The following is a 13,327-nucleotide window of genomic DNA, read 5'->3' as shown; positions in this document are numbered from 1 at the left end:
TGGTCGATATTACCGCCGTCCCGGCCAAAACGCTGGGGACCAAAATAGTTCGGCACGCCTTCGGCAGCGATGCGCTGCAGGCGCGCGTCCAGCTCCGCTGGCACCGCCTCGAGGTTGCTCAACCGGATGACAAAGCGGTTGGCGCTGTGGGCACCGCGCTGCAGCTTACGCGAGTGGCGTCGACTGTTCAGGCAACGCAGACCGGCGTGCCACAGGGATGTCAGGTCAGGGTCCGACCGCCCCGGCAATTGCAGACTGAACCACTGGCTGGTGACCGCGCGCCTATCCTTGATGCCGGCATAGCTGACGTCGCGCAGCTTGATACCGGCTGCCTTGGCCAACAGCCGCGCCACATCCTCGGTGTTCTGGTCACGCTTCTCGATCAGCAACCACAGGTGCTCGCCCGCCCCGCTCAGCTCGATGTCGAGCACCTCGGTTACCCGGAAGTCTTCCGGCTGCGCCTTGAGCACGGCCCGCCCGCAGGGCTCACCCAGGGCCCGCGGTCCCAGCCACTGGCTGTCGTCGAGGATCATCGGGGCAGCAGCAGGGCTACCGCGTGTACGGCTATCCCTTCTTTACGGCCGACAAAGCCCAGCTTCTCGGTGGTGGTGGCCTTGATGTTGACCTGATCCCGTGTCACCTGCAGGTCCTCGGCGACCCGCTCGCACATGGTCTCGATATGCGATGACAGCTTCGGCGCCTGGGCGGCGATGGTGACGTCCACGTTGCCCACTTGCCAGCCCTTGGCATGGACCAGCGACAGCGCATGGCGCAGCAACACCCGGCTGTCGGCGCCCTTGAACTGGGGGTCAGTGTCGGGAAAATGCCGGCCGATATCACCCAGCGCCGCGGCGCCAAGAATCGCGTCGGTCAGGGCATGCAACACCACATCCCCATCGGAATGGGCCACCAGCCCCCGATCATGGGCGATCTGCAGCCCACCCAGAGTAATGAAGTCGCCCTCACCGAAACGGTGGACGTCGTAGCCGTGGCCAATGCGCATGGGATACCTGCTGAGCTGAAAAACGAAAGGGGGATATTACAGGGTCCGGGTTACCGGCAGAAGCGTTGCCGGGGTTTGTGCACGCCAGATGGGCCGAGACCAGTTGCCGCTTCCGGTTGCGAGTGGCTTTTGCACCGGGAGCGGCCTACATGCGACACGCCGCAAATCCCGCAAGCGGCCCGGCCCGTCCCGTCCCGTCCCGTCAATCATAGATTGCCGGGCGTTCGGCTGCACGCGAAGCGATGCTTCGCAAACATTTGCCTCACCCCTGTAGGCTCGCGGTCGCTATCTGACCGCCAGGGATGGCGAGAATGCCGGAAATGCAGGAGCATTTTCCGGCCTTGGCGACACGACGGTCGCATGTAGGCCGCTCCCGGCGCAAAGGTGTGAGTCTCAGTGTGGCTGAGGTTTAAAACCATCAGCACCGTCGAACTTGCGGAGCAGGTTGGTCGGCAGGGTTGTGCCGACCGTCGGTTGCCATGGATGGCAACCGCGAGCCCCCAGGGACGGGTTCACGGCGTGTCGGCACGGCCCTGCCGACCTACCTGCCCTACCGCAAGACCAGCAAACACCAGCAAACACCAGCAAACACCAGCCGTTAGAGCCGCCCCAACGCCCGAGCATGATGTCGCAGATGATCATCGATAAAGCTGGCGATAAAGAAGTAGCTGTGATCGTAACCCGGCTGCCGACGCAAGGTCAGCGGATGCCCAACAGCGGCGGCCGCCGCCTCCAGCGCCTCGGGCTTGAGCTGTTCGGCGAGGAAGTTATCCGCATCGCCCTGGTCAACCAGCAGCGGCAACCGCTCCGGTGCATCGGCAATCAGCTCACAGGTATCCCATTGCTTCCACTGCTCCCGGTCGTCGCCCAGATAGTTACCGAAGGCCTTATGACCCCAGGGGCAGTTGATCGGGTTGGTGATGGGCGCGAAGGCGGAGACCGACTGATAGCGACCGGGATTTTTCAGGGCGCAGATCAGCGCGCCGTGGCCGCCCATGGAGTGGCCACTGATACTGCGCTTGTCCGATACCGGGAAATTCGCCTCCACCACAGCTGGCAGCTCGCTGACGACATGGTCGTACATGCGGTAATGCTGGGCCCAGGGCTGCGCTGTCGCGTTGACATAGAAACCCGCGCCCAGTCCGAAATCCCAGGCGCCGTCCGGATCGTCCGGCACACCTTCGCCGCGCGGGCTGGTATCCGGCGCTACGATGACCATGCCCAGCTCCGCCGCGAGCTTCTGCGCGCCGGCCTTGTGCATGAAGTTTTCATCGTTGCAGGTCAGGCCGGACAACCAATAGAGCACTGGCAGCGGCTCGCCCTGATCCGCCTGGGGCGGCAGATAGATACCGAAGATGGTGTCGCACCCCAACACCGCCGAACGGTACCGGTAGCGCTTGGTCCAGCCGCCGAAACTCTTGTTGGCGGCCAGCAATTCAATTGAGGAATTCATGGATCTACTCCTGACGCATTCAGTTGAAGCTCTGAATCAGCAGTGTGGATGAGCCGGGATGCGACATCCCGGCTGCTCGGGCTCACGCTTAGAAATGGATGACCGTACGAATGCTCTTGCCTTCGTGCATCAGGTCAAACGCCTTGTTGATGTCCTCCAGGCCCATGGTATGGGTAATGAAGGCATCCAGCGGAATCTCGCCCTTCTGCGCCTTCTCCACATAGCCGGGCAACTCGGTGCGGCCCTTCACGCCACCGAAGGCGCTGCCGCGCCAGACCCGGCCAGTTACCAGCTGGAACGGCCGGGTGCTGATTTCCTGGCCGGCACCGGCGACGCCGATGATGGTCGACTCGCCCCAGCCCTTGTGGCAGCACTCCAGCGCCGCGCGCATCAGATCGACATTGCCCACGCATTCGAAGGAGTAGTCCACCCCGCCGTCGGTCATGTCCACGATCACCTGCTGGATCGGCTTGTCATGATCCTTGGGATTGACGAACTCGGTCGCGCCCAACTCGCGGGCCTTGTCGAACTTGGCCGGGTTGATGTCGATGGCGATGATGCGGCTGGCACCGGCCATTTTCGCACCGATGATCGCCGCCAGGCCGATGCCGCCCAGGCCGAAGATGGCCACGCTGGAACCGGCTTCGACCTTGGCAGTGTTGAGTACTGCACCGATGCCGGTGGTCACGCCACAACCCAGCAGGCAGACCTCCTCCAGGGGCGCTTCCGGCTGGATCTTGGCCAGCGACACTTCGGGCAGCACGGTGTATTCGGAGAACGTCGAGCAGCCCATGTAGTGATAGATAGGCTCGCCCTTGTAGGAGAAGCGCGTGGTGCCATCGGGCATCAGGCCCTTGCCCTGGGTCTCGCGGACGGCGCTGCACAGGTTGGTCTTGCCGGATTTGCAGAATTTGCACTCGCGGCATTCGGCGGTATACAGCGGGATCACGTGATCGCCGACGGCCAGGGAGGTCACGCCCTCGCCCACCGCCTCGACAATACCACCGCCCTCGTGACCGAGAATCGCCGGGAATACCCCTTCCGGATCATCCCCCGACAGGGTAAAGGCGTCGGTATGGCAGACGCCGGTAGCGACGATGCGCACCAGCACCTCGCCGGCCTTCGGCGGCGCCACGTCCACTTCGACGATCTCCAGGGGTTTGCCTGCTTCGAACGCCACAGCGGCGCGGGACTTGATCATGGGGGACCCTCCGTTCAGATGATTGGCAATAACAGCTGCCAGTGTAGTAAATCATCCAGTCGTGGATAATAGGCCGCCAGACAAAACATTATTGCCACACAGGGATAATCATGCGAGACCACACCTCATGAGCCGCTGGAGCGGTCTGGATGAATTCGTCGCCGTGGCGGAGCTGGGCCATTTCAGCGGCGCGGCCCGCCGGCTCGGCGTTTCCTCCTCCCATATTAGCCGCCAGATCGCCCGGCTCGAAGATCGCCTGCAGACGCGGCTGTTCTACCGCAGCACCCGCCGCGTCACCCTGACCGAAGCGGGCCAGACCTTCCTGCAACACTGCCAGCGGCTGCAGGACGCGCGGGATGAAGCGTTGCAGGCGGTCACCGACCTGTCCAGCGAACCCAAGGGATTGCTGCGCATGACCTGTTCCGTAGCCTACGGCGAAGAGTTCATCATGCCGCTGGTCAACGACTTCATGGCCCTGCATCCGCAGCTGCGCATCGAGATGGCGCTGACCAACCAGACCCTGGATCTGCTGCACGGGCAGTTCGACCTGGCCATCCGGCTGGGGCGGCTGCAGGATTCCCGGCTGGTTGCCACCCGGCTCGCGCCACGGCGCATGTACCTGTGCGCCGCCCCCGCCTACCTCGCCCACCACGGCGCGCCCCACAGCCTGTCCGAGTTGCCCCGGCACAACTGCCTGATCGGCAGCAGCGATACCTGGACCTTTCTCGAGTCAGGCCGGGAAGTGCCGGTGCGGATCCAGGGCAACTGGCGCTGCAATAGCGGCCGCACGGTGCTGGATGCAGCGCTGCGGGGGTTCGGCCTGTGCCAACTGCCGGACTACTACGTGCAGGAGCACCTGCGCAGCGGCGCGCTGCGCTCACTGCTCAACCAACACCAGCCACCCCACACCGCGGTCTGGGCGCTGTACCCCCAGCAGCGACACCTGTCACCGAAGGTGCGCAAGCTGGTCGAGCACTTGAAGAACGGCCTGCAGCAGCGGCTTGAATATCAGCAGCTGGATGCCTGACAGACACAAAAAAGGGAGCCCGAAGGCTCCCCTTTGTCGCACCCGTGCCGTTATTTCAGGCTTTCGGCGCGCTGCTGCAGTTCGGGATCGGTCTGCATGCGGGTGGCGATCTCGTTATAGGTCGGGACATCCAGATCGGCGTCCTGTACCGCTTCAACCATTTTCTCCTGGGCTTCAAGCTGGAGCTTCTGGGCTTCTTCCTGATCTTCTGCCTTGCTCAGTTTTTCCGAGAACTCGTCACGCAGCTCGGCTACTTCCTTATCCGCCTCGACAAATTTCTCCAGATTCTCTTCGCTGATCGGCGCGGCGGCAGGCTGGCCCTGCTGGTGCTGTTGCTGAGCAGGAGCGCCTCCGGCCTGGGCCATGACAGCGGGTGCGCCCATCCCGAAGGTGGCGAAAGCGATGGCGGCGGTCAGTGTTTTAAGCGTGTTCATGAGGTGCTTCTCCTTCAGTTGAAAGTAACCAGACCTATCCATGAACCGTGCCAGTTTTTGATAAAAACCCGTAAGCACCTGTTTTACCTGAAAAATTAAACATGAACACGTTTCAGATGCACAGGCTGCCCTACCCTCGACCAGCCGTAGAGTGTATATATAATGCACATGCGCAAAAAATACCCGGTCAAAAATGAACACATTTTGCACTGATCCACGGCGTCGTATAAACGGTCTGCAGCGGACCTTGCTGCTATTCGTGGTCCTGCCCATCGTGCTGCTTACCGCGCTGGGCATCCGCTTCGGCCTGGGCCAGGCGGGCCAGTTTCAGGAGCAGCGCTTGAAGAACGACCTGGAGCTGATCGGTCGGGCCATCAGCATTCCGGTGGGTAACGCGCTGAACAAGGGCGACATGCAGGCGGTGGAACTGGCCCTGGGGTCGGTGTTTGTACTGGGCGAGGTGTATGGTGCGTCGGTGTTTGACGTCAACGGCAACCGCATCGCCGCCGCGGGTATTACTGAGACCGACCTGTCCGGCACCACCATCCCCGACCGCATCCGCACTACCGGGGAGGGCCAGGAGGCCTTCAGCCGGGTCGCCGGGCGCAGCCTCTTTTCCCACTTCCTGCCGTTGTTCGATACTGCCGGGCAGATCCAGGGGCTGATCCAGATTACCCGCCGCGCCAGCGATTTCGGTCACGCCCTGCAACAGCTGACCATTATCGCCTGGCTGGTATGGGGCATGTTCAGCCTGGTCATCCTCGGTGGCGTCATGCTCGGCCACTACGGCGGCGTGGGCCGCCACGTGGATAAGCTGCTGGCCCATATGGAACGGGTGGCCCGGGGCGACCTGGCCCACCGCGCCGCCCTGGACGGCCCCGAGGAGGTCGCCAGCATCGCCCGCGGCCTGAACCAGATGCTCGACAGCATCGAGCAGGCGCACCGGGACCTGGATGAGCACCGTGCCGCGGAAACCCAGCTGGTTGCCCGCCTCAAGGACAACGAAAAGATGGTCGCGATCGGCAGTATGGCCCGGGGGATCGCCCATGAACTGGGAGCCCCCCTCAGCGTCATTGACGGTCGTGCGCGTCGGCTGGAACGCTCGGGCAACCTGGATGAGCAACAGCTGCGCAACCTGGAGGGCATACGCAATCAGGTCGGGCGCCTGACTCGCACAGTACGCCAGTTGCTGGACTACTGCCGCCCCGCTGCCACCCAGCGCCGGGAGGTGACCCCGGCGTTGCTGATCGACAGCGTTATCGAAGCCATGCGTCCGGAACTGGATGCAGCTGGCCGCACGCTGGCATCACAGGTACCTGCGACCCTACCGACCCTGCACGCCGACGCCGGGCGGCTTGAACTGGCCCTGCTCAACCTGCTGCGCAACGCCCTGCAAGCCTCCACCAGCCAGGTCGGCGTGGAGGCTGTCGCCGACGCTGGCCAGCTGATCATCTGCATCACCGATGACGGCCCTGGCCTGCCCGCCGACTGCGCCCTGGATACCCTGCTGGAGCCCTTCTTCACCACCAAATCCCCCGGCGAGGGGACCGGGCTCGGCCTGGCCATCGTCCAGGCCGTGGCCGAGGAACATCATGGCCACCTGAGCCTCACCAACCGGCCCGAAGGCGGCTGTCTCGCGCGCCTGCAACTGCCCCTCGCCCCGCCTACGGAGTCGCCCGCATGACCCACGCCGATCACATCCTGCTCGTCGAAGATGACCGCGGCCTGCGCGAACTGCTGCAGGAAGAACTGGAAGCCGAGGGCTACCGCGTCACCGCCTGCGCCGATGCCGAACAGGGACTGCAACAGCTGCGCGCCGAGGCCCCTGACCTGCTGGTCAGCGACCTGCGCCTGCCCGGTGCCGATGGGCTGAGCCTGCTGCCGGCACTGGCCCAGTGCGACATGCCACCGGCGGTGCTGATCATCACCGCCTTCGGCTCGGTGCAGCAGGCGGTCAAGGCCCTGCAGGCGGGTGCCGACGACTTCCTGACCAAACCCCTGGAGATGGACCACTTCCTGCTGGCCGTGACCCGATTGCTGGAAAACCGCCGCCTGCGCAGCGAGGTGCGGCATTACCGCAGCCTGCTGGCGGTCGAGCAGTTCAATGGCATCATCGGCCAGAGTCCGGCCATGCAGCAGCTGTTCCACAACATTCGCCAGATCGCCTCGGCCGATGGGCCGGTGCTGGTCCAGGGTGAAAGCGGCACCGGCAAGGAGCTGGTCGCCCGCGCCCTGCATGACCAGAGCAGCCGCCGGGATGGGCCCTACATGGTGGTCAACTGCGGCGGTATCCCCAACGAACTGATGGAAAGCGAATTTTTCGGCCACGCCGCCGGCGCCTTCACCGGCGCCCGTACCCAGCGGGCCGGGTTGTTCCAGCAGGCCGACGGCGGCACCCTGTTGCTCGACGAGCTGGGCGAGATGCCCCTGGCGCTGCAGGCCAAGTTGCTGCGCGTGTTGCAGGACGGCAAGGTGCGGCCGGTCGGCAGCGACCACGAGATCCAGCTGGATGTGCGCATCATCGGCGCCACCAACCGCAACCTGACCGAGGCCGTGGCCGACGGCAGCTTCCGCGAAGACCTGTTCTACCGGCTGGAAACCTTCGCCCTGCAGGTGCCGCCCCTGCGCGCCCGGGGTGACGATGTACAGCGCCTGGCGGAATTCTTCCTGACCCGTTTCAATGCGCGCCAGCAGCGGCGCATCAAGGGTTTCAGTGATGAGGCGCTGGCCATGCTGCAGCGCTACAGCTTCCCCGGCAACGTCCGCGAACTGCAGAACGCCGTGGAGCGCGCCGCGACCTTCTGCGACACCCCGCTGATCGAGACGCGGCACCTGCCCCAGCGCATCTGCGAGCAGCCCACTGGGCAACCGGTACCCAGCGCCCTGCCCGCCGCTCCGGCTGCACCGCTGCCGGTCAGCGGCGATCCCGAGGGCCTGCCGACGCTGGAAACCGTGCAACGCCAGTACATCCACCAGGTATTGCAGGCAACCGGCGGCAACAAGCGCCGCGCCGCGGACATCCTGGGCATCACCCGCCGAACCCTGTACCGCTGGATCGAGTAACAACTTCCCGGGCTTTACAGTTTCTTTACCCTGCCGCTGCCCCGATTGACAGTGCGCCTCGGTAAACTTGGCGCCATCGCACCCCCATTTGAAATCAAGGACTTGCTTATGTCATTTTCCAGGCGCCGGTGGTGGCCGCTGGCCGCACTGGCGGTCGCGGCCGCATTGCTCTGGTACTTCTGGCTGGCACCGGACAACCAGGGGCCGGAACTGGTCACCGCCCCGGTCGAGCACGCCGATATCGAGGACAGCGTGACGGCCCTGGGCACCCTGGAGCCGCTCAACTACGTGGACGTTGGCACCCAGGTATCCGGCCAGCTGGAAAAGCTGCATGTCGAGGAAGGCGAGCAGGTCGAGGAAGGCCAGTTGCTGGCGGAAATCGACGCCACCATCTACCTGGCCAAGGTCGAGGCCACCGAGGCCCAGCTGGAAAATCTGCAGGCCCAGCTTGCCGACCGTGAGGCCACCCAGGTGCTCGCCCGGCTGCAAGCCGAGCGCCAGCGTAACCTGATCAAGCTCGACGCGACCAGCCAGGAAGCGGTGGAACAGGCCGATGCCACCCTGCGCTCGGCCACCGCCCAGATCGCCGCGCTCAAGGCGCAGATTCGCCAGCTGGAATCCCAACTCAAGGAGGCGAAGGCCGATCTCAGCTACACCCGCATCTACGCGCCGATGACCGGCACCGTGGTCGATCAACTGGCCAACCAGGGCCAGACCCTGAACGCCAACCAGACCGCACCGATCATCGTACAGATCGCCGACCTCAGCACCATGACCGTCCGCACCCAGGTGTCAGAGGCCGACATCACCCAGCTCAAGGTCGGCATGCCGGTCTGGTTCACCACCCTCGGCCAACCGGACCTGCGCCGCGAAGGCGTGTTGCGGCAGATCCTGCCGACGCCGGAGGTGGTCAATAACGTGGTGCTGTTCAACGCCCTGTTCGACGTGCCCAACCCCGACGGCAAGCTGCTACCGCAGATGAGCGCCCAGGTGTTCTTCGTCAAGGCAGCGGCCGACAACGTGCTGACGGTGCCGGTTGCGGCACTCAAACCGCTGCAGCGTGGCCCGGGCAGCGGGCCGGAGCGGCGCTACGCGGTGCAGGTACTGGAGAACGGTGTACCCCAGCAGCGGGTAGTCCGCGTTGGCACCATGACCCGGGTCAGCGCCGAGGTACTCGAAGGCCTGGCCGCGGGCGACGAGGTCGTCATTTCCGGCGGGGCTACTGCATCGCCTGCCGCAGAGCGCGGCCCGCGCCGGCCGAGGTTCTGATGGGCGCGCCACTGATCCGCCTCGACGGCATCGGCCGCACCTACCGCAACGGGGAGTTGTCGACCACGGTGCTGCACGACGTGGCACTGGATATCCATGCCGGGGAGTTCGTCGCCATCATGGGCGCCTCCGGCTCCGGCAAGTCCACCCTGATGCACCTGCTCGGCTGCCTGGACAAGCCCACCACCGGTCGCTACCTGTTCGAGGGCGAGGATATCGCCGGGCTCGATAGCGACCAGCTGGCCAGCCTGCGCAGCCGCACCTTCGGCTTCATTTTCCAGAGCTATCACCTGATCTCCTCGGCCAATGCCACCGAGAACGTCGAGGTGCCGGCCATCTACGCCGGCCTGCCGCGGGAGGCGCGCCACGCCCGCGCCGAAGAACTGCTCACCGGCCTCGGCCTGGGCGAACGTTTGCAGAACCGCCCCAACCAACTGTCCGGCGGCCAGCAGCAGCGGGTGTCGATTGCCCGGGCGTTGATGAATGATGCGCGCATTCTGCTGGCCGACGAGCCGACCGGCGCGCTGGACAGCAAGAGCGGGCAGGACGTACTGCAGCTGCTCAAGGACCTGCACGCCCGGGGCAAGACCGTGATCGTCATCACCCACGACCGGGAAGTTGCCAGCCATGCCGATCGACTGATCGAGATCCGCGACGGGCGCATCATCCATGACAGTGGCCACCCACCGACAACAGCGGAGTCAGAACCGGCGCCAGCCCCCCGCCCGGCACCGAAACAGGGCCTGGCCGCCCTGGGCGATATCAACGAGGCCGTGCGCATGGCCCTGCGCGCGCTCAAGGCCAACCTGTTCCGGACCGTGCTGACCCTGCTGGGCATCGTCATCGGCGTGGCCTCGGTGGTGGTCATGCTGGCGGTCGGCAACGGCGCGCGCCAGGATGTGGTCGAGCGCATCAGCGACATGGGCACCAACCTGCTGCTGATTCGCCCCGGCGCGCCCAACACCCGCCGCTCGGCCGACGGCACCACCAACACCTTGACACCCGAGGACGCCATTGTTGCCGCGCGGGTGGACAATGTCGTGGCCGCGGTGCCCGAAGCCGATACCCGCGCCACCGTGCGCGCCGGCAATACCGATGCCCAGACCCAGGTTACCGGCACTACCGCCGACTACCCGCTGGCCAAGAGCTGGCCGCTGGCCGCGGGCGTCTTCATCAATGACGAGGATAATCGCCGTTACGCCGCAGTCGCGGTCATCGGCAAGACGGTCGCTACAAACCTGTATGGCGAGGCCGACCCGCTGGGCCAGTACATGCTGATCCGCAACGTGCCCTTCCTGGTCATCGGCGTGATGCAGGAGAAGGGCGCGACGCCCTGGGGCCAGGACCAGGACGATGTGGTCTTCGTGCCGCTGAATACCGCGAGCAACCGGCTGATCGGCTCTCGCCACTTGAGCAGTGTCAGTGTGCTGATCGATGACCTGCGGCTGTCCGACGCCACCCAGGAGGCCGTGCGCCAGGCGGTGATGGCCAACCATGCGGGGGTCGAGGACTTCCAGATCCGCAACATGGCCTCGCTACTGGAGAACGTTGCCAGCACCCAGGACACCTTCACCATGCTGCTCGGCTCGATCGCGGCCATCTCCCTGTTGGTGGGCGGTATCGGGGTGATGAACATCATGCTGGTGAACGTCTCCGAGCGCACCCGGGAGATCGGCATCCGCATGGCCACCGGGGCGCGCACGCGCAATATCCTGCAGCAGTTCATTGTCGAGGCGATGGTGGTCTCGGCGATCGGCGGCGCCATCGGCGTGGTGCTCGGCTTGGGATTTGCCAGCCTGCTGCAATACTTCGGCACGCCGATCCAGTTCACCGCCGGCCCGGTGTTGCTGGCCTTCGGCTGCGCCTTCGCGACCGGTCTCATTTTCGGTTTCATGCCTGCCCACAAGGCAGCCCATCTTGATCCAGTGGTGGCCCTCAGTGCGGACTAGACACGCCCTCCCCCTTGCCTTCGCCGTCCTGCTGGCCGGCTGTAGCCTGAACACCCCGGTCCCCCAGGCCGGCCTGCAACCGCCCGAGCAATGGAACCAGGCGCCGGATTCATCGGTCTGGCCGCAGGCGCGCTGGTGGACCCAATATGACGCGCCGCAGTTGTCCCGGTTGATGGCCCAGGCGCGGGTCAGCAACCTCGACCTGGCCAGTGCGGCGACCCGCCTGTTGCAGGCGGACGCCCAACTGCGCCAGAGCGGCGCCGCCCTGCTGCCCAGCGTGGACGGTGGCGTCAGCGGCCGGCGGGGCGGCAACAGCGGCGACGGCAATGTCAGCAGCGGCTTCAACGCCAGCCTCAACGCCAGCTATGAGATCGACTTCTGGGGTCGCAACCGCGCCGCCATCGAAGCGGCTGCAGCCAACCTCAATGCCAGTCGCTATGATCTGGAGGCGCTGGCAATCACCACCGACGCCAGTGTCGCCCGCAACTGGTTCCAACTGGTCGAGAACCAGGCGCGGCTGCAACTGGCGCGGGACAACCTCGCCGCCGCCGAGCAGGTGCTGGCAATTGTCGAAGCACGCTACCGCTACGGCGCCGACGACAGCCTGGCGGTCAGCCAGCAACGGGCGCTGGTTGCCCAACTGCGTGCCAACCTGCCGGCGCTGGAGCAGCAGACCCTGCAGCTGCGCAACAGCCTGGCCCTGCTGCTGGGTCAGGGGCCGGATTTTGTCACCGGTGCGCTGCCCGCGATGACCGATATCGCCGTGCCCGAGCCAGGCGCGGGCCTGCCGTCGGAACTGCTCAACCGCCGCCCGGACATCCGCGCCAGTGAACAACGCCTGCTGGCCGCCAACGCCAACCTCACCGTGGCGCGGGCTGCGCTGTATCCGAGCATCCAGCTGACTGGCAGCTTTGGCGCCCAAAGCTCGGCCCTGTCCGACCTGGTCAGCAATCCGTTGAACCCCTGGAGCCTGGCCGCCGGGCTGACCCAGCCGATCTTTTCGGGCGGCCGGCTGCAGGCCCAGGTGGATATCAGCGAGGCCAGCCAGCAGGAAGCGCTGATCGGCTACCAGCGGGCCATCCTGGATGCCCTCATCGACGCCGATACCGCCCTCGGCGCCCTGCAGCAGGCGCGCCGGCAATATCTGTTGCAGCAGGCCGCCACCGCGGAGTCGGAGCTGGCCTTCGAGCTGGCCCAGGCCCGCTACAAGGCGGGCGCCATCGACCTGCAGAACCTGCTCGATACCCAGCGTTCCTACTTCCAGAGCCAGGATAGCCTGGTGCAGCAGCGCGCCGCCTGGCTGCTGGCCACGGTTGACCTGTACCGTGCCCTGGGTGGCGGCTGGGAAGATGTCCCGGTAAGCTAGCTCACCGGTCATTCATCCTCAGGAGCCTTCCGTGTCCGTCGTCCTGCGTCTCGCCACCCTGGAACAGCGCCATTTCCAGCTCCATAGCACCGTGCTGCCGCAGCTGGCGGAACACCTGCAGGGGCTGGATGCGCTATGCCGGACGCTCGGCGTCACGCCCCTGAGCCAGTTCATCGACCTGACCGCGCTGGAATTCCAGGAAGCCGCCCAATTGCTGGGCGATACCACGCCCCCGCAGCCCGACCCCGAGACGGGCCTGGCCTGGAGCATCGAGGACATGGCCTGGTATCCGATCAGTACCGGCATGGCGACCCTGGAAGCGCTCAGCGGCCACCTGCAGCGCAATCGCCCGCGGGAATTGTCCGGTGCCAACCACCGCGACATGCTCGAGGCGCTGGCCTTCTGCGAAAGCTGCCTGCGCCCGCTGGAAGCGGAAGGCGCGCAGTTTCACCTGGCCGCCGGCCACTGACACACAGCGGTTGGGTGATAAGCCCGGCCACCCCTGGCTTATTTTCCCTGCCAATGGAGCAGCCAGCCGCCGCCGAATTTGCCATAGTGGGCA

General features: G+C 65.3%; 12 protein-coding genes. 7 read left to right on the top strand and 5 right to left on the bottom strand.

The window, feature by feature from the left end; genetic code table 11:
- The 4 genes from VG99_RS12145 to VG99_RS12130 all read right to left on the bottom strand — a co-directional run.
- Positions 1 to 533 (bottom strand): tRNA pseudouridine(13) synthase TruD (locus VG99_RS12145; protein WP_158023965.1); only part of this gene is annotated, 533 nt, incomplete at its 3' end.
- Entirely contained in the window at positions 530 to 1,003 is a 474-nt protein-coding gene (ispF, locus tag VG99_RS12140; protein WP_044500264.1) for a 2-C-methyl-D-erythritol 2,4-cyclodiphosphate synthase, read from the bottom strand. The genes ispF and VG99_RS12145, both read right to left, overlap by 4 nt.
- A 598-nt stretch (positions 1,004 to 1,601) precedes the next feature.
- Positions 1,602 to 2,456 (bottom strand): S-formylglutathione hydrolase, encoded by an 855-nt coding sequence (gene fghA / locus VG99_RS12135; RefSeq protein WP_044500262.1) that lies wholly within the window; start codon positions 2,454 to 2,456, stop codon positions 1,602 to 1,604.
- A gap of 88 nt (positions 2,457 to 2,544) precedes the next feature.
- Positions 2,545 to 3,657, bottom strand: a complete 1,113-nt coding sequence (locus tag VG99_RS12130; protein ID WP_044500261.1) for an S-(hydroxymethyl)glutathione dehydrogenase/class III alcohol dehydrogenase — start codon at positions 3,655 to 3,657, stop codon at positions 2,545 to 2,547.
- Between the two features lie 127 nt (positions 3,658 to 3,784).
- On the opposite strand from VG99_RS12130, the gene VG99_RS12125 reads away from it, so the two are divergent.
- Positions 3,785 to 4,684 (top strand): LysR family transcriptional regulator, encoded by a 900-nt coding sequence (locus tag VG99_RS12125; protein WP_044500260.1) that lies wholly within the window; start codon positions 3,785 to 3,787, stop codon positions 4,682 to 4,684.
- Positions 4,685 to 4,734: 50 nt separating this feature from the next.
- On the opposite strand, the gene VG99_RS15540 is transcribed toward VG99_RS12125, so the two are convergent.
- Positions 4,735 to 5,118: a DUF4168 domain-containing protein gene (locus VG99_RS15540; protein WP_052508797.1), complete on the bottom strand. Its 384-nt coding sequence runs from the start codon at positions 5,116 to 5,118 to the stop codon at positions 4,735 to 4,737.
- Between the two features lie 247 nt (positions 5,119 to 5,365).
- Between VG99_RS15540 and VG99_RS12115 the strand changes: the two genes are divergently transcribed.
- The 6 genes from VG99_RS12115 to VG99_RS12090 all read left to right on the top strand — a co-directional run bounded on the left by VG99_RS12115 (position 5,366) and on the right by VG99_RS12090 (position 13,234).
- Positions 5,366 to 6,802: a sensor histidine kinase gene (locus VG99_RS12115; protein WP_052508796.1), complete on the top strand. Its 1,437-nt coding sequence runs from the start codon at positions 5,366 to 5,368 to the stop codon at positions 6,800 to 6,802.
- Positions 6,799 to 8,181, top strand: a complete 1,383-nt coding sequence (locus VG99_RS12110) for a sigma-54-dependent transcriptional regulator (protein WP_044500258.1) — start codon at positions 6,799 to 6,801, stop codon at positions 8,179 to 8,181. Before VG99_RS12115 ends, VG99_RS12110 begins: the two co-directional genes overlap by 4 nt.
- Positions 8,182 to 8,289: 108 nt before the next feature.
- Positions 8,290 to 9,450, top strand: coding sequence for an efflux RND transporter periplasmic adaptor subunit (locus tag VG99_RS12105; protein ID WP_044500256.1), 1,161 nt, complete (start codon positions 8,290 to 8,292; stop codon positions 9,448 to 9,450).
- Positions 9,450 to 11,399, top strand: a complete 1,950-nt coding sequence (locus VG99_RS12100) for a MacB family efflux pump subunit (RefSeq protein WP_044500255.1) — start codon at positions 9,450 to 9,452, stop codon at positions 11,397 to 11,399. Before VG99_RS12105 ends, VG99_RS12100 begins: the two co-directional genes overlap by 1 nt.
- Positions 11,389 to 12,765 (top strand): efflux transporter outer membrane subunit, encoded by a 1,377-nt coding sequence (locus VG99_RS12095; protein WP_158023922.1) that lies wholly within the window; start codon positions 11,389 to 11,391, stop codon positions 12,763 to 12,765. Before VG99_RS12100 ends, VG99_RS12095 begins: the two co-directional genes overlap by 11 nt.
- Before the next feature lie 31 nt (positions 12,766 to 12,796).
- Complete coding sequence (locus tag VG99_RS12090; RefSeq protein ID WP_044500253.1) at positions 12,797 to 13,234, top strand: hypothetical protein; 438 nt, start codon at positions 12,797 to 12,799, stop codon at positions 13,232 to 13,234.
- Positions 13,235 to 13,327: the final 93 nt, after the last annotated feature.

This window comes from Pseudomonas saudimassiliensis (assembly GCF_000939975.1).
GTDB lineage: Bacteria > Pseudomonadota > Gammaproteobacteria > Pseudomonadales > Pseudomonadaceae > Halopseudomonas > Halopseudomonas saudimassiliensis.
This window is presented reverse-complemented; position numbering and strand designations above follow the sequence as displayed.